The sequence below is a fragment of the Citrobacter sp. Cu096 genome (assembly GCF_030332285.1).
Classification (GTDB): domain Bacteria; phylum Pseudomonadota; class Gammaproteobacteria; order Enterobacterales; family Enterobacteriaceae; genus Citrobacter; species Citrobacter meridianamericanus.
This window is the reverse complement of sequence record NZ_JAOWID010000022.1, coordinates 416,889-438,712: the sequence shown is the minus strand read 5'-3', so window position 1 is coordinate 438,712 and position 21,824 is coordinate 416,889. Positions and strand designations below refer to the sequence as shown.

18 protein-coding genes and 2 pseudogenes are annotated in these 21,824 nt (G+C 44.1%); 4 read left to right on the top strand and 16 right to left on the bottom strand.

From position 1 onward, the window contains the following. Nucleotides 1–118: 118 nt before the first annotated feature. From OGX99_RS08750 to OGX99_RS08740, 3 genes and pseudogenes are all read right to left on the bottom strand, one after another. Nucleotides 119–985: a helix-turn-helix transcriptional regulator gene (locus OGX99_RS08750; protein WP_286543215.1), complete on the bottom strand. Its 867-nt coding sequence runs from the start codon at nucleotides 983–985 to the stop codon at nucleotides 119–121. A gap of 558 nt (nucleotides 986–1,543) precedes the next feature. Continuing rightward, nucleotides 1,544–1,756: pseudogene (locus OGX99_RS08745) on the bottom strand (IS3 family transposase); the annotation flags it as partial. A gap of 16 nt (nucleotides 1,757–1,772) precedes the next feature. Beyond that, nucleotides 1,773–2,848: pseudogene (locus OGX99_RS08740) on the bottom strand (IS110 family RNA-guided transposase). A 1,029-nt stretch (nucleotides 2,849–3,877) separates the two neighbouring features. On the opposite strand from OGX99_RS08740, the gene OGX99_RS08735 reads away from it, so the two are divergent. The 4 genes from OGX99_RS08735 (at nucleotide 3,878) to OGX99_RS08720 (ending at nucleotide 8,668) form a co-directional block, all read left to right on the top strand. Beyond that, entirely contained in the window at nucleotides 3,878–4,456 is a 579-nt protein-coding gene (locus tag OGX99_RS08735; RefSeq protein ID WP_151224186.1) for a fimbrial protein, read from the top strand. Nucleotides 4,457–4,518: 62 nt separating this feature from the next. Next, nucleotides 4,519–5,208 (top strand): fimbrial biogenesis chaperone, encoded by a 690-nt coding sequence (locus tag OGX99_RS08730; RefSeq protein WP_286543212.1) that lies wholly within the window; start codon nucleotides 4,519–4,521, stop codon nucleotides 5,206–5,208. A gap of 15 nt (nucleotides 5,209–5,223) precedes the next feature. After that, complete coding sequence (locus OGX99_RS08725; RefSeq protein ID WP_286543210.1) at nucleotides 5,224–7,707, top strand: fimbria/pilus outer membrane usher protein; 2,484 nt, start codon at nucleotides 5,224–5,226, stop codon at nucleotides 7,705–7,707. 10 nt (nucleotides 7,708–7,717) lie between these two features. Further along, a complete protein-coding gene (locus tag OGX99_RS08720) occupies nucleotides 7,718–8,668 on the top strand; it encodes a fimbrial protein (protein WP_286543208.1) in 951 nt (316 codons plus the stop codon). Between the two features lie 763 nt (nucleotides 8,669–9,431). On the opposite strand, the gene OGX99_RS08715 is transcribed toward OGX99_RS08720, so the two are convergent. The 13 genes from OGX99_RS08715 to lsrG form a co-directional block, all read right to left on the bottom strand. Continuing rightward, nucleotides 9,432–10,781, bottom strand: a complete 1,350-nt coding sequence (locus tag OGX99_RS08715) for a GntP family permease (RefSeq protein ID WP_187252982.1) — start codon at nucleotides 10,779–10,781, stop codon at nucleotides 9,432–9,434. A gap of 106 nt (nucleotides 10,782–10,887) precedes the next feature. Next, complete coding sequence (gene yjhG / locus OGX99_RS08710) at nucleotides 10,888–12,855, bottom strand: xylonate dehydratase YjhG (protein ID WP_151218508.1); 1,968 nt, start codon at nucleotides 12,853–12,855, stop codon at nucleotides 10,888–10,890. Nucleotides 12,856–12,865: 10 nt separating this feature from the next. Continuing rightward, a complete protein-coding gene (locus OGX99_RS08705) occupies nucleotides 12,866–13,771 on the bottom strand; it encodes a dihydrodipicolinate synthase family protein (RefSeq protein WP_151224192.1) in 906 nt (301 codons plus the stop codon). Nucleotides 13,772–13,775: 4 nt separating this feature from the next. Next, on the bottom strand, nucleotides 13,776–14,564 hold the full coding sequence (locus OGX99_RS08700; RefSeq protein WP_151218510.1) for an IclR family transcriptional regulator: 789 nt from the start codon (nucleotides 14,562–14,564) through the stop codon (nucleotides 13,776–13,778). A gap of 302 nt (nucleotides 14,565–14,866) precedes the next feature. Continuing rightward, a complete protein-coding gene (locus OGX99_RS08695) occupies nucleotides 14,867–15,649 on the bottom strand; it encodes a DeoR/GlpR family DNA-binding transcription regulator (protein WP_151218511.1) in 783 nt (260 codons plus the stop codon). Nucleotides 15,650–15,665: 16 nt separating this feature from the next. Beyond that, nucleotides 15,666–16,298: a ribulose-phosphate 3 epimerase family protein gene (locus OGX99_RS08690; protein ID WP_151218512.1), complete on the bottom strand. Its 633-nt coding sequence runs from the start codon at nucleotides 16,296–16,298 to the stop codon at nucleotides 15,666–15,668. An 11-nt stretch (nucleotides 16,299–16,309) separates the two neighbouring features. Next, a complete protein-coding gene (gene sgcA / locus OGX99_RS08685) occupies nucleotides 16,310–16,741 on the bottom strand; it encodes an SgcA family PTS sugar transporter subunit IIA (RefSeq protein ID WP_151224194.1) in 432 nt (143 codons plus the stop codon). A 130-nt stretch (nucleotides 16,742–16,871) separates the two neighbouring features. Next, the gene (gene sgcQ, locus OGX99_RS08680; RefSeq protein WP_151218514.1) at nucleotides 16,872–17,678 is read right to left on the bottom strand and encodes a BtpA family protein SgcQ; all 807 of its coding nucleotides are present in this window, start codon (nucleotides 17,676–17,678) and stop codon (nucleotides 16,872–16,874) included. A 12-nt stretch (nucleotides 17,679–17,690) separates the two neighbouring features. After that, nucleotides 17,691–19,004 (bottom strand): PTS sugar transporter subunit IIC SgcC, encoded by a 1,314-nt coding sequence (gene sgcC, locus OGX99_RS08675; RefSeq protein ID WP_151218515.1) that lies wholly within the window; start codon nucleotides 19,002–19,004, stop codon nucleotides 17,691–17,693. 11 nt (nucleotides 19,005–19,015) lie between these two features. Beyond that, nucleotides 19,016–19,294 carry a PTS sugar transporter subunit IIB SgcB gene (sgcB, locus tag OGX99_RS08670; RefSeq protein ID WP_103768556.1) on the bottom strand — a complete coding sequence of 93 codons (279 nt, stop codon included), beginning with the start codon at nucleotides 19,292–19,294 and terminating at the stop codon, nucleotides 19,016–19,018. Beyond that, entirely contained in the window at nucleotides 19,291–20,412 is a 1,122-nt protein-coding gene (locus tag OGX99_RS08665) for a M42 family metallopeptidase (protein ID WP_286540343.1), read from the bottom strand. The genes sgcB and OGX99_RS08665 overlap by 4 nt, the downstream gene beginning before the upstream one ends. A gap of 358 nt (nucleotides 20,413–20,770) precedes the next feature. Continuing rightward, entirely contained in the window at nucleotides 20,771–21,514 is a 744-nt protein-coding gene (locus tag OGX99_RS08660; protein WP_187259321.1) for a beta/alpha barrel domain-containing protein, read from the bottom strand. A gap of 10 nt (nucleotides 21,515–21,524) precedes the next feature. After that, complete coding sequence (gene lsrG, locus OGX99_RS08655) at nucleotides 21,525–21,815, bottom strand: (4S)-4-hydroxy-5-phosphonooxypentane-2,3-dione isomerase (RefSeq protein ID WP_103768553.1); 291 nt, start codon at nucleotides 21,813–21,815, stop codon at nucleotides 21,525–21,527. Between the last annotated feature and the right edge of the window lie 9 nt (nucleotides 21,816–21,824).

Here is a 21,824-nt window from a genome sequence, read left to right as displayed (position 1 = left end):
AAACAACAAATCAATTGTTTTTCTACTCCATAATTACTTACCACAATTAGATAGTTGAATTAATCAGCATTAAATAAATCTTCATGATGGTTTTATGTTGTTGAAAATAAGTCTCTATTTAATCTAAATTATTATCTTGTTTTTTTACGTCCGAAGGAAATATATTTAAATGTTTCTTAAAAACACTTGTGAAATAAGATGCTGATGTATAACCTAGGGACATCGCTATAATGTTTATTGGTAAGTTCGTTCGTCTTAATTGCCTAAGAGCCTCTATCATTTTTACCTTTGTGATAAAGTGATTAACAGCACCAACATCCTGATACATTTTCTTTTTGAGTGTGGATACACTCATGTTTAATGTTTTTGCTATTTCCTTACTTGTCCAGTTTTTACTATAATCACTCATGACAAGATTAGAAACTTTTTCAGATATTGTAAGCGATGAACATGACAATATTATCCCCTCTAGTTTAGGTGATGTTTTTTGTATTAACGATAGAATGAGCATATATTTTGCCTTGTCAACATCGTCGTAAATAACATCTCCTGTGGAGGTAACATGAAAGCTGTTTATTAGTGAGTCAATTATTTTAAAGTCCTCTGATATTTTATCATTTAAATTTATCAAAACATAATCATCCATTGATGCTTTTTTTGCTTCAAGTAGATCTTCTTGTAAATAGTCACGAATATACTCACTAATTGCTTGCTGAGGTATTTTTAAAGAAACAATATCAGTCCTGGCTAAACCATTTTCTAACCTCCCCCAATTAAGCAACACTGAGAATGGTATTGACTTGTTTATAAAAACAGCTGAATCTTTAGTAATTAAATGAATTACACCGTCAAATGATATATAAAAAGGTTTATCTTTTGTATATAGCAAAAGACAAAAAGGCAAAGATATTTCTAAGTTTCTGATTTTTTCATCATAAATTCCAGTTGAGACTTGCTTTATGAATAAATTTTCATGATTAACCATTTTACACCTTGTAAAATTATCGTGATTACTAAATTAAGTGTCTTATGAGAAGTATACGTATTATTAACTGAACTAAACAATAATAACAAATAAAGTTAATTGATATATTATTCTTATATTTTAAAAGTAAAATCCTACAGTAAAAAGACAATAATAGACGCAATCATATAAAATAAAGACCTGGTTAAGTCATGGCGTTTGGCTTCTTGATATAACACTTTTGTTAGTACTGTTGTTCTGCCTTTCTTTGTTGCATAAGACTGTCAAGTCTTTTGTTTTTTTATTAAAAACTCCTAACTCTATATGGTGATAGCTTTTATTGATTTTTTCTTCTGTATTTTCACTTACTTCATATCATCCAAAAACAGACTACCTACTCTGAATTTACAAACAATAGGTTAACTTAATTTGTGTTAGTCAGCTGTCTGGAATGAATGATATTATGGAGCCCACTGGTTTTCTCGAGAACAGATCAAGAACAATATCCTTATAAACACTCCTCCATTAGAGTTTATTAAAAAAGTCACTATGTTAGGTGGATTAACTACCCGAATTACTACTGAAAATAATTTTTATCGTAACGAAGATATCCGTCCGAGCCAGAGTCCTGGTTTTGTATATCCTCTTCCTGATGCGTTCATTTTTCAGTGAGCTGAAGAACGATTCAGCAACCGCATTATCTTGGCAGTTGCCACGGAGGTTCATGCTAGGTGCTAGGTTATTGGACCGACAGAAGCGCTGCTAGTCGCCGCTGCTATACTGGCTACCCTGAACGTCCTTCTAAGAGTCAAGCCATTATCGGGATGCTGTTGACCTGCCTGTTTTGATTTCGTAGTAGTGTATAAACCTTAAGTGAGATATATCGCTTAAGACAGCGTATTGCATCCATTTTTGTATGTCCTTCGGCTACTCGCCGGGTGACGTATTCTTTAGTTTTTGCGTCTGTTCTTAAACACCCGATGGCGATGATATGAAGTGCACTATTCGCAGCACGATCTCCGCCCCGGTTAAGTCGGTAGCGATTCGTTTTTCCAGAAGATACAGGAACAGGGCTAACACCACACAGTGTTGCAAATCATGATTCAGAGCTTAGTCGTTGGGGATTATTTCCGGCAGTGATCACAACTGTGAAGCGCTTTCATACCCAACAGCATTACGTTTGATCTGTTCAGGTGCCAGCTCGTCGACAATCGCTGCAATCAGGGCATCCAGATCAGCGATTTGATCATGTAATTCGAGATAGCGCCATGCCTGGGACTTTAATGCAATGCGATAAATGTTTGTAACGTTGTGGTATTCACTGGCATCAGGCCGACTGGATCTCAGAGTCCTGATGAGTTGCATACGCGTCATATTTCTGAGCTGTTCACGTGATTCATCCTGTGTAGAGATAATATTGGAATGGATAATCTGGGGAGCGACTCCGCGGGCTGATATCGCTGTTTTTCGCCAAGTTTTTAACACCCTGAGAGATTCAATCATGGCATCACGTGTTTTTGGGGTGACAATCCTGATACCCGAAAATGCTACATGAGCAGCACACCCAGCATCAATCGTGTCACTTTTACCCCGCTTGCGTCGCTCCATCCGATCTGGCGCAGTCACCTCAAGAACTTCCAACCCGGCGTTCTGAAAATAGCGAAGCAGCCCGGAACCATAGGTACCGGTATATTCAACGCCAATTCGCTTTAACACCTCAAATGAGGTCATCCATGCCAGCATCTGCCGGTCACCTTGCCGTGTTGTGGATAAATACTGGGTCCCCAGAACTTTATTGTTCTGATCAACGACAGCAACAACATGCAGATCTTTATGTGTATCCATGCCAACCATAATGGCAGCTTCGGTAACTTTATCAGCCATGACAGAGCTCTTGTGAGGAAACAGAATTGAATCTCCTGACAGATAACTTAAAGAAACAAGCCGTCAGGTCCTTCTTGGGTCACGCGCACCGGTGAGGAGATGCCTCGCATGAAGATGCTTCCGGCAACCGACGAGTCCAGGGCAGGACACAAAATGTCGATCGCTGCGTGAGTCAGGATGCGGGAAGGTCTTCACTGCATCAGTAATCACACCAATCCGGTTAAACGGCAAACTGAGTGATGATAAAAACTGACATTGCATTGTTACTATCGATATGTACGATGACCTCGCCGTCTTGTAGTGTGCACATATACTTACCCTATGCTCAAACTATAGGGCAGGATCGTCTAGCGTGGCGGGGTCAGTCCATAAATGACTCTGAGGTGTCTGTTAAACCTATGACGATTCAGTTCATGAAGGTTTACGTGTAACTGTTCTATAGCTTGTTTTTCTGCCTGGCAGCTTAAGGTATCTGAGATACCGTCTGGCGGCTCGATCAGTGCAACCAATCTTAACATTCCCAATGAATCCCGCTGGCGAATTTGCATTTTAATGTAAAAATCCTTTCCTCTTGGAAGATTAAGCGGATTGGAATCACAGTTGAGAAACAAACTCATTATTGAGTGATAATTTCAAAATCATTAAATACACAATAGCTTAGGTGCATCTGACGGTTCATTTTACCTAGAATAAAAGTAACAAACAAGATAATTGAATTGGTTTTCAAAATCATTGATGCCAATATAAGGTCCAAAAACATAATAATCGGATTTTTTCAAATTTGTAATATTGTAAAAATATCAAAAACAGCCTGAAAAATAAAATCATCATCTTTGTAAACTATCTTGAAGTGAAAGTATTAGATATAAATACGCAAATAAAATCTCGAATATAAACATTAGACTTATTACTGGCGCTTTTATTCAACTTGAAAAGTCAGCATCCATAATGATTTAATGAAGTCAGTTGTTACATGTGCTTGTATCAACATTAATAGTTCAAATAATATTTCATTTTATAGGTATTTAAATGAAGACATCCTTAAAGAAAACAATTTTTGCTGTGGTTATTGGTTCTGTTTTTACTACCTCATGCCTTGCTGCTACGACGCCAATTGTTGGGAACACAGGAACTCTCACAATTAGTGGTCAGCTTAAAGTTGCAACATGCTCGGTTGATTTAGATAAAACCACCTTCAACTTTGGTAATGTAGAAGCTAACGTAGTTAAAACTACAAACCCAAACTCATTTATTAAAGGTGCTGCTCAGAAAGTTAATTTTACATTTGGTGACTGCCCAGCAGGAACGATTAAATTCGGATTAACTGCAAATAAATTAGTTGCTGGTTCTGCTAATAAAGGTGCGTTGACAATCGCAGGGAAGGATACGACAACAATTTATTATCGCACATACACTCAAGATAACAGTAAACTTCTTGATTTGAATGGTAATGTAACAAGCGCTGCAAACTTAGTTGCTGTAACAGGTGCTAATACCGCAGATAAGGTCGTTCCATTGAATATTGAATTGGTTCGTGGTAGCGGATCACTGTCAGGACTGACTGGTCCTCTAGCAGGAACCATTAATTATACATTAGCATACCAATAAATTTTATAGCACAATAAGGCAATTCGGCAAAGGAGGTAAAACCTTTGCCGATAGAGAGATATATGAAATACTTATTCCTTCTTTTATTAATACCAACAATATTTTCATTTGCTAATGATGGTGGTGTTTACCTTGGAAGCACTCGAGTTATTTTTCCTTCATCAGCAACATCTGAATCTTTATCAGTGACAAACTCTAGTAAAAATGGAACTTGGCTTGTTCGTTCTTGGGTATCTTTAGGTGATTCTGATGATGAAAAAAACAATGATTTTATCATTACACCACCTTTATATAGGTTAGATCCACAAAATACCATAAACTTAAAAATAAACAGGTTGTCAGATGCCCTGCCAAAAAATAAAGAATCTCTTTTTTATATAAATGCAATGATTATTCCACCGGTTGATAAAAAATCTACAGATAGTACAAAAATTCAATTTTCAATAAACAATAAAATAAAAATGTTTTATAGGCCTGAATCAATAAACTCTCAGAGCAACGCTAATGAAGCCTTCAATAAAATCTCAGTAAAAAAAGAACCTAAAGGATTTACATTAAAAAATCCAACTCCGTATTATATAACATTAACACAAATAGAAATAGGCAATAATAAAAATGAAGGTTATGAAGGGTTAATGTTATCTCCATTTGGAAGTGAATATTTGAAATGTGTGAAAAATTGCAATAGCGTAAAATTTAAAGCCATAAATGATTTTGGTGGATTGACATCAGAAAAAAAATTAAATTTTTAAGTTGTGGTTATATCAATGCATAAGAAAAAAATTGCAATTGCAATTATTTTAATATTCAAATATCACTCATCTCTGGCATACTCAGATATGGAGTTTGATAATGATTTGTTATTTTACTCTGATGGTAAAAGTTCGAAGGATATTAATTTAAAATACTTCTCGCAAGATGGTTCTGGTGTGTTGCCTGGTACATACAAAGTCGACATTGTCATCAACAATGAAAATATCACTTCTGAGAATATAAAATTTATAGAAAGTAAAGAAAAATCCGGAGAGGTATACCCTTACATTACTAAGGAAATGCTTTCCTCATGGGGGATTGATATTTATTTTTTAGGGAAACAACAATGTTTAGATGAATGCGAGAAAATTGAATCAATTATTCCTGATGCAAGAGTGAAATTTGATCATAAGAAAATGAGATTAGACATCTCAATTCCTCAAATATATTTAAAACAACCAGGAATCTATAATACAGTGCCAGACAAATGGAATGAAGGCATTAATTCCATTTTGTTGAATTATGACTATAATACAAACAATCAAAAGAATAACAATAAATATTACACATCGAGTTTTATTGGAATAAATTCAGGTGTTAATATCAACGCATGGAGGTTTCGTCGGGATTTTAGTTGGAGTAAGCAGAGCCGAGGAAAACAACAATTTAAAATATTAAATACATATTTACAAAAAGATTATTCGGTATTACAAGGTGGTGAATTAACTTTAGGCCAGGCCAATAGTGATGGTGTCATTTTTGATAGCTTCCCATTATCTGGACTACAGCTAGCTTCAAATGATTCAATGTTGGCACCATACATGACATCATATTCACCAATAATTAGAGGCATAGCATCGTCACCATCTGTTGTAACAGTTAAACAAAATAACAATGTAATTTTCCGAAAGAATGTTGAAACTGGCCCATTTGAATTTAATGATATTCCTCAAGCGATAAGCGGTAGTGATCTAAAAGTTGAAATCAGAGGTTCAGATGGCAAGGTTCAGACTTACAATCAGGTGGCGGCTTCGGTCCCAATGCTATTGCGCAAAGGTAGGGCACGGTATTCATTAGCAATAGGGAAATATCGTGCAGATGATAAATCAATGTTTAGAGAATCCCCAATAATTCAAACAACTCTTGGGTGGGGGTTTGGAACAGAAACGCTATATGGCGGATTTCAACTATCAAAAGATTATAATGCACAATTGTTAGGTATAGCTAAATATTTAGAAACTTTAGGGGCAATATCTTTTGACATAACGCAGGCAAATGCAAGAATTTTAGATAAATATGGTAATTTTGATAATAAAAAAGGACAATCTTTACGTATTAATTACTCTAGAAACTTTGAGCAAACTGATACTAATATAAATGTTACTGGGGTGAAATATAACTCACATGATTTTTATAATTTTAGTGAGACACAAAACCTGTCAAAGATAAATCCGATAAACGATACCCATATAAAATCAAGAATTTCAATATCAATTTCACAAAATCTCAATTCATATGGTTCATTAACATTATCAGGAAGTCAGGATAGTTATTGGGGGAGTTCACTTCCAAGCCAAAATTTTCAAGTTGGGTATAATTTATTAATTGGGACTGTATTTATGAATTTAGCCGCCGGAACTTCAAAAAGTATATACTCTAATAAAAAAGAAAACAACATTTCTTTAATGCTATCCGTTCCTTTAAAAAATGGTAATGCTTCAGCAAATTATATGATGGCAAACAGTTCTGGGAAAACACAAAACCAAATAGGCATAAGTGGATCGATGTTTCAGCATAATAATTTAAGTTATTCACTTTATGGAAGTAAAGGAAATCATTCAAATAATGCTTTTGGCTTTAATACCAATTACCATAGTTCAATGGGAGATATTGGAGGAAGCTATAGTTCGAGCAAAAACAGTAGACAGATTAGTGCCAATGGACGTGGCGGTTTACTAATTTCAAGGTATGGGGTTGCTATGTCTACACCGCTTTCCTTTTCAGGAGGGAATGCTCTAATAAGAACACCTAATGCAGAAGGTATTCAGTTTAACGGTAATAGTTATGCGAAGACCAATAGATTCGGATTAGGCGTTATTACTAATTTAATGCCTTATTCAAAAAACACCATATCATTGGATGTGAATAGCATTCCTGATAATGTTGAGATAATCAGTGCAGATAAATCCGTTATACCAACAAAAGGAGCCGTGGTTCTCTCACAGTATAAAACATCGATAGGAAACAGAGCGTTAATATCTATTTCATTAAATAACAAAGCGGTTCCATTTGGTTCCATTGTAACGTTAAAAGATGATGATAATATTCAAACCGGAATTGCTTCTGAGAATGGACAAGTTTACTTAGCTGGCTTGCCTATGAAGGGGGTTTTGAATGTGAGTTGGGGAAGAACTGCTGACAAAAGATGTTTAGCCAAGTATAGTTTGCCAGAAAGTACATCTCCAATTACTGTGGTAAATGCCATCTGCTATCAATAGGACCATAAACATGCTTAAATGTTTTTTTAAAGTAATTATCATATTGATTTATTCTGGCTACATTTATGCAGAGGAGATTATCATTGACTTTAATGATGTGTCAGTGGCACCAGATAAAATAATCAGTGATACTGAACCTTTTCACTCTCAAATGATAACTTTACCAAAAGTATGCAACTCTTATACAGAGTGTAAGCGTACGACTATTTACTATTCATTAAGCGCACCAACTATAAATAATGTCTCAGGTGCACCAGGGGTATCTATAACAGGTCCGAACCTAATTAGAATTAGTAGCACACCTTTTTCTGCTTCATATACTTTTGAAAATTCAGGCGGATTAAGTAAACCAAATGTAAATACAAAAATTAATATGATTATATCTTTACTAAATACCTCCAATGTTAATTTAGGAATGACAAACATTTCTCAGTCTTTATTTTCAATGAATGTTCGTCGCGTAGACTCATCAGGATCAGTAATATACACAAATAGTTATAATTTTATTTTAAAAGGAAGAGTAGAAGCTCCAGCTTGTGTACTAAATACTAAAGATTTAAACTTTTCACTACCTGTAATATCAAGTAGTGACTTTCTTGATACTCCGTTGGGTGTTATATTAAATACTGCATCTAGTAGTAATACTCTTAATGCCGTATGCTCATCTGTTCAAAAGGTTAAGTTTGAATTTTTTTCAAGTGCTATATCTTCCGACAGTACTTCTCTTATAGCAAAAAATGAAAATGGTGAAGATAGTGGTTTAGGATTTATTTTTATCTATAAGGATCAGTTTGGAAATAAACAACCTGTTTATTGGAAGGGGAAGAATCAAGCAGGGATTGAAATATATAATCCGTCGCAAATATCAATTCCTATCACTGCATTTTATATAAAACGAAGGAATGACTACAAACCAGGAAATCTTAGAGCCTCGGGTACATTTGTAATTTCATATGAATAGTTTTACTGACTTACCTTTAAAAAATATAAATATGATGCCCTCTCATTATGAGGGGGCGAAAAACATATCTGCAATAACGGAATTTACGCTGGGCATTTTCTCTCGTACTATTTTATCTTACATTGTTCCCTTTTTTAAAGCATAATGAACATATGTGAACAGACAAATATTAGTTCCATGAAGTTTTGAGCATCCCTCCCTGTTATGTGCTGGTCATATTCTGCCGTTGTCATTTTCTGTAGTGTTTTAGAACTATTCATTGTTACCGATTAATCAGTCGGTTACTGCTCTTCATTTAAAGTTATGAACCAATAAAGATCGAGTGATTTTGTACTGCGTAATCAATTGTAACATATTAAAAATATTCTGAGTTTGCTTTTCATGTCTGATAAATTACTGCTTTACCTCATGGGTATCAGGCCATTCGACCATAAGCAGTAAAATTAAGTTATGCCCTATTATTCATATGTAGTGACTTAGTTACCTTACACCGCGGTATTCAGAAAATTTCAGTTATTGCCCGATGTTTATCCAGATAATTTTCTAGGCTGTATCCCTTAATTGCATAACGGTTGGTAAAAAAGCCGGAGGCATGCTCCGGCTTTATCAGTATTACTGGGAGTACACTCCTTCAGCACAATAAACGGTTCAATATCGCCCCTTTTTGATCGTCAGCGATTCGTCACCGCGCAGACAGTTGCCGCCACTCACTAAATGATGAGGGCCAGTGAACCGACAGGTTGGCTCACTGGCGAGAACCCGATTATAAAACTAAGCTGGCGAGCAGAATAAAAATCAGCCCACTGATGGATAAGAGTGTGGACATCAGCGTCCAGGATAACAGCGTTTCTTTGGTGGTAAGGCCAAAAAAGTCTTTAATCATCCAGAAACTGGCATCGTTAACGTGAGAACAAATACAGGATCCGGCACCGGTAGCCAGCGTAATCAAGGCCAGGTTGGTATTGGGATGTACTGCCAACAGTGGGATGACCAGACCGGCGGTAGAGATCGCCGCGACGGTGGCTGAACCCAGACAAATACGCAGGAATGCGGCCACGCCCCAGGCCATCAGGATCGGGTTAATATCCATACCCGAAACCAGGGTGGAAATATACTGACCGACGCCAGAATCGATGAGAACTTGCTTGAATGCACCACCACCACCGATAATCAGCAGCAGACCAGCAATACCCGCGATAGCTTTTCCGCAAGAATCCATCAGGTCAGGGATTGTTTTCCCGCGCCCCAGGCCCATGGTATAGATCGCGAACAGCAGTGAAATCAGCATGGCGATCGTCGAGTTACCTAAGAACAGTATCACGTTGTAGAATAAGCCTGAATCCGCAGCACTTTTGGCATGAGTCATCTGGATGATGGTAACAACCGCCATCAGGATCACCGGCAGCATTGCCGTGAGAAAACTTATCCCAAAGCCAGGCATTTCGCTTTCGCTGAATCGGCGGGTCGAGCCGAGAGAGGCAATATTCCCCTCTTTTTTAAAGGCGTCTGGAATAATGCGCTGGCAAAATTTATTCAATATCGGGCCGCAAAGAATAAAGGTTGGAATGCCGACAATGATACCGTATATCAGTACCAATCCTACATCAGCGCCATATTCTCTGGCGATAACTGTCGGGCCGGGGTGCGGTGGCAAAAAACCGTGCGCGACCAGCAAACCGGAAAGCATCGGCACACACATAAACATCGGTGATATTTTTGCTTCACGGGCAATAGCGAATAAAATAGGTACCAGAAGAATTAAACCGACTTCGAAAAAAAGTGCAATACCGACAATAAACGCCGAACAGACCACTGCCCAGTCAAGTTTATTTTTCCCGAAATAATTCAGCATGGTCAGCGCTATTCGCTGTGCACCACCCGCATCGGCCAGCAAGCGACCGAGCATAACACCGAAACCAAATATCAAGCCAATATGTCCCAACGTACCGCCAAGTCCGGATTCGACTGAGGTGACGACTTTACTCAAATCCATACCACTGGCGATGGCGACAGCAATCGATACAATAATTAACGAAACAAACGTATTAAGCTTAATTTTTATGGTTAAAAGCAGGAGTAAAGCAATCCCTGCCACAACGATAATTAGTGGCATAACGTCCTCTCATAACAGGGTAGCGACCCGTCATTATCCGACTGAGTAAATAACGAATGATGTGTAGCCGGATAATTCAGGTGTCTGGATGTTTTTATTTATGCTTTCAGTTTTTATTCATAAAATCGCGCAAAGCCGCGCCAATTTTGTTTACATCATAAATACAACCCGTCCATGTCCCGCCACTCACGGCCTGAAGCATTGCCCATAGCCGGGTATCATCTGGCAATTCAGGATCGGGAAGTAAATCCTGATGGCTGGGTCTGGCATTTAATATTGCAGTTGCCTCCTCCTGTGAAGGTAATTGTTCATCGCGACGGGTGCCGAGGAAATTGACTTCGCCGTGAAGCTCGCGACAATCAATTTTAATTTCAATGATATCCCCGGTGCGTAATTTACCGATGGGCCCTCCGGCCAGTGCTTCTGGCCCCACATGGCCGATGCATGCGCCAGTAGAAACGCCCGAGAAACGTGCATCGGTGATTAACGAAACATGCTTACCGTATGACAGATGCTTCAGGGCACTGGTAACCTGGTAGGTTTCTTCCATCCCGGTACCGGAAGGTCCAACGCCGATAATGACCAGAATATCGCCCGCCTTGATCTTGTCATGCTTGATATCGTAAATCGCACTTTTCTCGGACAGATAAACCTTCGCCACACCTTTATGGTAATAGATACCTCGCTCATCAATCACCGAGGGATCAATGGCGGTGGATTTGATCACCGATCCTTCTGGCGCAATATTGCCCACCGGGAACGTGATAGTTGAGGTCAACCCGCGCGCTTGTGCTTGCTGTGGCGACATGATCACGTCGTCAGCGTTGATTTGTTCCTGCTCGAGAAGGAGTTGCTTGAAGTGCTGACGCCGTTCGGAGTGCTCCCACCAGTCGAGGTTTTCCTTCAGCGTGCTGCCGGTAACCGTCATAACATCTTCATGCAGCAACCCGAGGCTTCGCAGATGCAACATGACTTCCGGCACACCGCCTGCCATGAAGGCATTGACCGTTGGATGATAAACCGGGCCATTAGGCAGTACGCTCACCAGTCGGGGCACGCGCTTGTTGATGCGGATCCAGTCGTCAACGGTCGGGATATGGCAACCTGCCTGGTGAGCGATTGCCGGGATGTGTAACAACAGGTTTGTTGAACCACCGAACGCGGCATGGACCGTCATCGCATTCTCTATCGCTTTATCGGTGAGAATTTCCCGGGTGGTGATGCCTTTTTGACACAGGTTCAGTGCCGCTCGTGCAGAAGCTCTGGCGATCTCCTGCCACACAGGCTCGCCGGAAGGAGCCAGTGCTGAGTGTGGGATTGCCAGCCCTAATCCTTCGGCCACCACCTGAGATGTTCCGGCGGTGCCTAAAAATTGACAACCGCCACCTGAAGAGGCACAGGCTTTACAGCCCGCACGGCGTGCGTCCTGTAGAGATAATTCGCCATTGGCGAAGCGTGCGCCAATAGTCTGCACCTTGCCGTTGTCTTCTCCGTCCTTTGCGGGTAGCGTCGCGCCACCGGGCACCAGCACCGTCGCTATGTTGTGCTGTGCGGCGAGCGCCATCATAGTGGCTGGCAGCCCCTTGTCACAACTCGCCACGCCAATGACAGCTTTCGCGCCGGGCAGAGAGCGAATAAGACGGCGCATCACCATTGAGGCGTCATTACGGTATGGTAGCGAATCAAACATCCCCGTTGTGCCCTGAGTGCGTCCGTCACAAGGGTCGGAGACGTACACGGCATAGGGCAGGGCATGGTTGGCTTTAATGACTTCGGCCGCCGCTTTCATCTGGATATCCAGCTCGTAGTGCCCCTGGTGTAGCGCCAGCGCCACGGGCTTACCCTCTGCGTCGCGTAATCCACCGAGTGTACTGAGCAGTAAAATACCGTCCCGATCCAGCTCGTCCGGAGACCAGCCCATTCCGGCATTCATGGTCATACCGAACAGATCCCCGCTCGGGCGATTGATAAGCATCTCTGCGGTTAATGGCAGTTCGCCGTCCGGGCCATCGGCGTGCGTTCTGACGGTGTAGATATCGTGACTCTCGTCAGCAAAAATATTGCGAACAGACATGAGTTTCTCCTCAGACTGGTAAAATGCCCTGCGCGGTAAGTAGCGCGCGGACTTTATCTTTTGCTTCTTCTGATGCTTCAAGAATCGGTGGCAAGCAATACGTCTCTACAGGCAACCCGACACACTGCATGCTGTATTTGATCAGTGAGACAAACGGTGTTTCCAGGGCGTAAATAGCGGGCAGTTGTAGTAGTTTTTTATTCAGCGTCGCGGCGGTAGCCAGATCGCCTTCACGCCAGGCGCGGTAGATGCCGACGGAGAGTTCCGGAGCAAAGTTAGCGCTGGCGGTTATCGCACCGTCGCCGCCCAGCAGCATCGTATTCAGCAAATGGTCGTCATAACCGCAGAATACAGAAAACGACGGGCGTATCGACTTAACTGTGTTGATCATCGTACGCAAGTGACCAACGCTGTCGATGGTGTCTTTGATGCCAACGATATTCTCGTTTTGCAGAGCCAGCCGTGTCACGGTCTCCGGGGTTAAGTCCTGACCCGTCAGATCCGGAAAGTTGTACAGGATCACCGGCAGAGTGACACTACGGGCGATCTGCTGGTAATAGTCGTCAAGATTGCGTGGTGCGACTTTCCAGTAGTAGGGGTTGATAGCGACGATACCATCAGCGCCGCAGGCTTGTGCATGTTGCGCAAGTTTCACCGCTTCGTCAGTGGAGGGCGAACCGACGCCAATCAATACCGGCACTCGCCCACCCACAACGGCCACGGCTTCTTCGGCGAGCGCCATGCGCTGGGTTGTATTCATCTGGCTAAATTCACCACCGGTACCCAGGTAAAACAGTCCGTCGACCCCTTTATTAATCAGGAAGTCGGCAACTTCGCGCATTGCCGTTTTATCAAGGGTTCCGTCACGATGAAACGTGCTGGATACCGGGGGAATAATGCCGCGGAATTTTTTCATTACCTCAGTTTCCTTTTCGTAAATGCTCATTTTCGTTTCTGTATCCCAGCCCATATGATATTTGCCCGGCGCATTTCCGGAGCAATTCCAGATAGCTGTCTATTTTATTTCCTGAATAAACCACTGGATCGCCAGAAAGAGAGATTGCATAGTTAACCCTGTTATACATATTGAATACCGGCATACTTAAACATACCGCTCCATAGGTTGATTCTTCGTTGTCTATGGCCCATCCCCGAAGTCGTGTTTTTTGTAATTCTTCCAGAAACAACTTTTTATCGGTAAATGTGTTGTGCGTATGCGGGGTTAACGTGAGTGCCTCTAAAAAATAATCCAGTTCTTCTCGTGTCTTCCAGGCTAATAACGCCTTACCTAACGCAGTAATATGCAATTCAAGTTTTTTACCAATCCAGCTTTTGCTCGTCGGTACCGAGTCCGGACTTTCGACCTTGTCGAGATAGATAGCTGAAATGCTCTCCATCGCCCCAAGATGACAAACCAGTCCACTTTTCAGCGACAACTCCTGCATTGGCCGCTTAGTCACCTCAAATATATTTTGGCGGTGTAACGCCTGACAACCCAACTCGTAGTTTTTTATTCCCAGTGAATAGTAGCCGTTTTTGTTTTTAATTAAGAAACCGCATTCCACCATTACATTTAATAAATTAAGCAGGCTGCTTTTTGGATACTGGAATTTATTTAATAACTCCATATAACTGGCCATGCCAACCCATGCAATGTGGGTTAATATTTTTTCGGCACGGACTAATGAATTACATCCTTTGCGAACCATAATGGCTCCTCCTTGCTCATGGAATAAATGGTATCGACATTACATAATGGAAAATATGCTTTGTTCAGCATGCTGAACCGTAATGGAGTGATTAAATGTGATCTTGTACGCAGTTTGAATAATGAATCCAGAACAGTCACATTTAGTAAATGAGAATAAAAAGTAGATGGAGTGTTGTTGCAACATAGTTGAGTGTGGATCGCGTATAGGACTTCTTTATTCTTTCGAGTGCATCGTCAATATTTTTCAACGGGTGCCATTGAGCATTTTTGCTTGAAATCCCTCTCGAACGAACCTGTTTATCATTTTATTGAATGAGGCAAAAACAACTGACATCCGGCTCGCTGATAACGCCGTGCAATAGTCTCAGGTAACCCGCTGTCACTGATGATCGTTTTAATACATGAGAGTGTTGCTACAGCATGCGGCTCAACGGCATCAAATTTAGAGTGATCGGCCAGGAGAATAACTTCACGCGAGCGTTGAATAATCCGTGTTTTCACCCCGACTTCAAACATGGTGGCATTGGTGATACCCGTCTCCAGCGACAGCGCATCGCAGGAGATATACGCACGTTCTACGGAAAAGGCATTGATCATCTCCAGCGCCAGACTCTCTCCTACCGAAAAATAACCCGGGCGAATCAGTCCACCGATAATGTAGCTTTCCACATGGGGAAAACAGCCCAGCTCATTGGCGATTTTAATGTCGTTGCAGATGACCTTTACCCGCGCATCGGCCAGGCATTTCGCCAGTTCGAGGCAGGTTGAGCCGGAGTCGAGAAAAAAGCAGTCGCCATCTTTGATCATTGTTCGGGCAAGGGCGGCTATTTCTCTCTTCGCCACAGATTGCAATGTGCGTTTCACATCGAAGACGTACTCTTTGTCGTCGGTACTGTCGTCGAAGTCGAGACAACCGTGACCGCGGATCATGCCCGGGTACTGGTTGGCAATATACTGAAAATCACGGCGAACAGTCGCTTCCGCATAGCCAAAAAGTTCCATGGCCTGCTGTGTGGAGAGGTGACGATGTTGCCACAGGTAATGCAGCATCTGTTTGATACGGTCAGGTCTCTGTTGGCTCATCAGAAACAATCTCCTCTTACAGGGGGGCGAATTGGGCTAAGGTCGCGCGATAGTCAGATGAAGAGAACAGGGCGCGCCCAATCACCATATGTTGCGCCCCAACTGCTGCCAGTTGCTGTGCCGCCGCCAGCGTAATTCCACCGTCGGCCCAGCACTCGGTTTCAGGAAAAGCCGTGCGTACTTTTTGGATTTTCTCGCACATGGAGGGAATAAACCGCTGTCCCTGCCCATCGGGCTCACTGGTCATCACCATCACCCCGTCCAGTTCAGACGCCAGATATCGCCAGGCGTCGATCGGGGTTGCCGGATTAAATGCCAGCCCGGCTCGTGCGCCGGTATGGCGGATCTCTGCTAATGTTTCCGAGGGATAGTCCAGCGTTTCCGCATGAACGAAGATCCACGCGGGTCTGATTTCAGCCAGCGCGTTAAACCAGAACTGTGGCCGGGCAACCATAAAATGAAAGGAAAGTGGATGAGGCGTCTGTCTGGCAACGGCCTGCACCGTTTTCATCCCAAACGTAATGTTGTTAATGAAGCTGCTGTCCTCAATATCCAGATGCAGGGACCCAAAATCCAGGTTGTCTAATGCCGTTAACTCGCGACCATAGTGCAGAGGATTTGCGCTGGCGAGAGAAGGGTGCAGGATCATAAGCGCCTCCGTTAACCTGATACCAGCGCAAAAAGTGCATCGTCGGTGCTGGCATTTCGCACTGCCGCTAACCATTGTGGCGAATCAATAAACTGGCTGATGCGCTGAATGGTCAAAATATGTGCGTTGGCATCCGTGGCACTGACGCAGAGAAGCAACCAGACGGGGTCGCACTCTTCGTTACCAAAGGCGACCGGAGTGCGTAGCGTGGTGATGCTGACCTGATTATAGTTTGCGCCTTGCTCTGGTCGAGCGTGAGGCAACGCAACGCCCGGGGCTATCAAATAATAAGGCCCCCAGTTAAGGGTATTTTCGATGATCCCATCAACGTAGCATGGCTGCGCGGCACCATAGGCTACCAGCGGGCGGGCGGCGATTTCTACGGCCTGACGCCAGTCTGTGGCTTCAAGTTGTGACTGTACCCATTTAATATCGTTAATCATCCGTCGTTGACTCCATGCCGATTCGGGTTACTCTGGTAGCGATCCCCGTCGATACTTTTGACGAAGGCGGCAGGGATCGCAGAAGGGTTATTGCTCTCTGCCGGGGATAAGCGCTCTGCTTATCCCCATCTTATCGGCGTATATGATGCACTTTCTCCATAAACTGACTGACTCGCGCCTGGTCAACGAAATTGGCAAAAACGCCGTCCTTTTTAAAGGTGGTTGCGGTCACACAGCCATCGGCGATACTGAGTTGTTCCTCCACGTTTTCCAGGCAGACGCCCGTGTTGGCCAACACGACGGTGTCAGGCACCGTTTCTTTGACCCGTTTTAACAGCGCGCTGTCGGTACGTGCCCCGGCGGTCAGGCCTGAAACGCAGAGCGCATCGGGATGGTTGTTAAATACCGTCGATTTAGCAATGGAACAGATATCGCGATTGCCCAGATAGACGGCAGCTTCAGGGACGATATTGAATAACGTTTTCACTCCGCCTGCGCCAATGCGGTGCTGATGGCGAATGGTTTCACCGACGTTAGTGTCCCAAACGCCAAAGTCGCTGGCATAGGCTCCGGTAAAGATCTCGCGGATAAACTTAGCGCCGGTAGCCATCGCCAGGTCGAATGAGGCGACCGGATCCCACAGTACATTCACGCCAAATGGGATGCGGATATCGTTCATCAATTGCCCGATGATTCGTGCCATTGCCGCAGTCGTTTCCGGACGCACCTTCGTGAGATAGGGAAGACTAAATTCGTTGGAGAACATGACTGCATCTACCCCACCATTTTGCAGCGCCATCAGATCGTCCCAGGCTCTGTCGATAACCCAATTCATCCCCAGTTGCGCATCAAAACTCGGGTCGCCGGGCAATGCACGTAGATGGCACATGGCGATGACCGCTTTTTCCGTCCCAATAACCTCTTTCAGCCAACTCATTGAAAGTACTCCTTATTCCGATAATTCACGTTTACGTAAGAACAGAACGACGCTGGCGACAATACCGACCGCCACGACAACGCCAATAATGCCAAGCGACATCAGTTCAGAAATCGACCAACCGAACATATTGCCCACGGACAACGCTGAGATTTGCGCACTTTCACCGGCAAAACTGAAACCGCCTTTGAGCGCCATTTCGGTGAAGTAAGGCGCGAACTGGGTGGCGATCAGCAGGACGGTAATCATCACGATGATCCCGCTTATTAACGTCCTGATCAGGTCTCCGCGGTGGATAACCGTAGCCATACAGATAAAGAACGGCGCTACCGGCAGGTCTGCGAGGGGTAATACTTTGTTGCCCGGTAAAATGCTGGCCAGAATTAACATAATGGGAATCAGTAGTAGGCCAACGGCAATGGTGGTTGGATGGCCCAGCGTCACCGCGGTATCCAGACCGATATACACTTCACGTCCTTTGAAATACTTCTGGAAGAATTTTCTTGCGCCGTCGGAGATGGGCATTAAGCCCTCAACAATCAGGCGGATCATGCGTGGGAACAGCACCATGATTGCCGCAACGGTAATCATCAGACTGGCGCAACCTTTAAAGCCTTCGCCAGCTGCCAGGCCAAAAATCAGACCGAGCACTACGCCGATGATCACCGGATCGCCGACCATGCCGTAGCGTTTCTGGATCTCCTGAGCATCGATATTGCGTCCCTTCATGAAAGGGATTTTTTCATAGATAGCATCAAGTAGAACGAAAAGCGGTACTGAACTGGAACCGTAGCCTTGCGGTATCGAAATACCTTCCAGCCCGACGATGTTCTGTACCCGTTTTGCCGTCCAGTCGGCCATTTTTAACGATAGCGCCGCATGGCAGATTGCCCCCAACACACCATAAATCAGGCTACCGGTCATAAGCTGGACCACCGTACCCGTAATGGCGTAGTGCCAGTAATTGTAAATATCGACGTTCATCGTTTTGGTCAGACGGGTGACCAGCATGGCGACATTGAGAAGAAAAATAACCGGGATAATCATGGCGCCAATGGCAGTCGCATAACCAACGCCGGAGGCGGGTCCTGCGCCAACGTCAAAGACATGCAGGGTCAGGCCGAAGCGTTCAATCATCACTTTAATAGGGGGACTGAGGCTGTCGATCGCCATGACGATCACCAGTCCCATACCGACAAAACCGATCCCGACCGTTACCCCTGCCTTAATCGCCTGCAGCCAGGGGATGCGGAAGATAAGGCCAATCACGATCATGATGATAGGGACGAAAACGGTACCGCCGAGAGACAGGATGTAATCAAACATAATGCCTCCTTTTATTGGGTTAACAGAGCCTTGATTTGTTGTTTTAACGCGTCGTCGTTGATCCCTGTGAGCAGGGCGGCGCCATTAAGCGTAGGGATGCCGTAATCACTGTTGGTTCGCATGGAGGTAACAATAAGGTCCATACCGTTACAGTTAAGAGGGATCTCATTCAGACAGCATTGGGCGGTAGTGGCTGCAATGCCCTGTTCAGTCAGGAACTCTTGCAGCTTGTGTGCAATCATGGTTGAAGTCGACATGCCGGTACCGCATGCCACAAGGATCTTTTTCATAATGGATGTGCCTCTTGTGTAGCGCCTGAATCAGGCTCAATGGGGAAATGTGCTGCTGGCATACCTGCCAGAGCAGTCAATAAGCGGATGCAGTCAGTCAAATCACGCAGGCTGGCAACCTCCGCCGGAGAATGGGTATAGCGACAAGGAATAGAGAGACTGGCGCAGGGAATACCATCCTGCTCAACCTGGATATAACCGGTTTCTGTTATCACGCCGGGAGCCACTTCTCGCTGCACCGGAATGTTGTGTTCAAGAGCCGTCTGTTCCAACATCCGTATCAGGCGAGGAGGCGTGATTAATCCTGCCAGCGTTCCCCGACCATGGTAGTTCAGGCAGGTGATCCCAACGCCCTGATTAATCCTGACTTCGGAATAATCGTGTAAATCAGGGGTGTCACACGATGGCGTGATATCAATACCAATCGCCAGATCTGGTTTTACACGGCGTAATACGGGAACAATGCCACGGATATTAAATTCTTCCTGTACCGAAGCCACCAGATAAACAGCGATATCAAGCTCCGTAGTACTGATAGCATCCGCTACACCGAGCAGCGCAGTACAGCCCAGACGATCGTCAAGCGCTTTACTGCACACCAGATCGTTTGCCAGGAGTTGGGGCGGGTTATACAGAGTGACAGGCGTACCGACCTGAATGCCCATCCGTAAGGCGTCATCTTTGTCTTTGGCGCCAATATCAATCCACAGTTTGTCTACGGAAGGTGACTGCGTGCGCTCGTCGCCTTTGGCAAAGTGGTATGACTTAATCCCGATACATCCCATCACCGGCCCATTGTCCCCGGCGAGGGTGACGACGGAACCAGCCATAGTTACTTGCGCAGGACCGCCTACGCGTTCAAAACGTAAAAATCCAGACGGCTCTATTTTGCGCACCATAAAACCGACTTCATCCATATGCGCAAAAATCATCAGTCTCAGTGCATCAGGTTTATCACTACCGTAGCGTGCGACGACATTCCCAAGCCTGTCTCCCCAGACCTCTTTTGCATGACGCCTGAATTCGCGCAGCATGACATCAGCGACTGCGTTTTCGTGTCCTGAGATCGCATTATGCTGCAAAAGCGAGAACAGGGTTTCCTGAACAGAAAATGACATAGCTATCTCCGTAGAACGTAAAACAATCACTCGTTGAGCGTTTTATAGGCGCTCACTGGTCGAATAATTGTGAGAACGCTCACGTGAAAACGCGCAAAGCTGCACAAATAAAAAATAATGTGAACCGGGTGGAATAAAAACGCTCAACGTTTGTGAAAGTTACGGGCTGGAGAGACCAGTATTTATGCTTGAAATAATGAGGATGAATAAAACGCGGTAACTGTTATCGCCCACTTTGTTGCAGGACGCTCCCTCTTTATGCCTGTGTATATCCAGGTTTTCTACCAAGGGAGCGTAGAACTTAATGGCATGTGGTAAATCGTTAGTATCCTGGTGATAAAAGAAAATATAGCAGTACTTATTGCGCTGAATGAATTGTAGCGAGCCAGTGAGAGATATTGTCCGTCAGAGCATCGTTCCTGAAGAGTGCGCTGCCGGATACTACACGATCCACTCCGCTGGCGATGATCTCTGGAAGTTCTTCCAGGTTTAGCGAACCATCAACTGCCAGCAGAATGGCGTCTCGCTTGCCGGCTGCATTGAGTAATGCGACAACCTGCGCGATGCGTCTCAGTAACGCTGACTTGCTGAGTTTGCTACCGTAGCCGGGATTTACCGCCAGAATTTGTATTATTTCAACGTCTTCAATGACCGGTAGAATATATTCCAGTGGTGTTGCAGGGCACAGGCTAATCCCTCGCAAAAGCGGCATAGTGCCACCGGAAACTTCAGCATTTTGCTCACCAAGCCAATGAAGCATATGGTGTAGATGCGGCGTGTTTTCCACCTGCAACGTGACGCAGTGTGCTCCTGCCTTTACGCTTGCCTGCACAACGGGCCAGGGATTATCCACCATAAGGTGGACATCCTTAATCATCTGCTGTGGCAACTGTGCGATAGCCCAGGGGCCAACGGTGAACTGAGGGCAAAAATGTCCGTCCATCAGATCCAGGTGAATAACGGGTTGTTCAAGCGCGCGAAGATTTTGCTGATACTCCCCGAGTTTGAGCCACTGACCGGCAAGAATGCCGATGCTTAACGGGTAGTGCTTCATTAACGATACGCACTCTGTGCGATTCAAACCGGAAAAGGAACGGTTCATTTTTAGATCCTTATGGCATCAATCCATTGAAGACGCGTTTTTTTCGTGGGCAGCTCATCAGTGATTCCAGTTTTTCCACACAGGCAAGGTAGTGGGGCGTAGTTTTATGGAACGCAACGGCGGCTTCATCCTTATAGGCTTCATAAATATAAAAGCGGCTCTCAACTTCCGGATCCTGCAACACATCGAAGCGGAGATTCCCCTCTTCACGCACCGACCCCAAATGATTGAGGCGAAATACCTCGATAAACTCGTCGACTTTATCTTCGTGGACGTTAATTTCCACCAGAGTGACATGCATACTTTTCTC